This is a genomic window from Oleiphilus sp. HI0066 (genome assembly GCF_001635725.1).
In genome coordinates this window covers 1-455 of the sequence record NZ_LWFH01000797.1, presented here as the reverse complement: position 1 = coordinate 455, position 455 = coordinate 1, and the positions used below count along the sequence as shown (strand labels likewise).

Sequence of the window (455 nt, the reverse complement as noted above, 5' to 3'; positions counted from 1 at the left end):
ACAACCCAGACCGCCAGCTAAGGTCCCAAATTCATAGTTAAGTGGGAAACGATGTGGGAAGGCTTAGACAGCTAGGAGGTTGGCTTAGAAGCAGCCACCCTTTAAAGAAAGCGTAATAGCTCACTAGTCGAGTCGGCCTGCGCGGAAGATTTAACGGGGCTCAAACTATGAACCGAAGCTGCGGATATAGATTTATCTATATGGTAGAGGAGCGTTCTGTACGCTGTTGAAGGTGAATCGAGAGGTTTGCTGGAGGTATCAGAAGTGCGAATGCTGACATGAGTAACGATAAGGGGGGTGAAAAACCTCCCCGCCGGAAGACCAAGGGTTCCTGCGCAACGCTAATCGGCGCAGGGTGAGTCGGCCCCTAAGGCGAGGCTGAGAAGCGTAGTCGATGGGAAACAGGTTAATATTCCTGTACTTCTTTATATTGCGATGGAGAGACGGAGAAAGCT

At 50.3% G+C, this 455-nt stretch carries 1 rRNA gene; it reads left to right on the top strand.

Annotated elements, in window-relative coordinates:
• A 23S ribosomal RNA gene (locus A3738_RS09550) occupies nt 1–455 on the top strand; the annotation flags it as partial.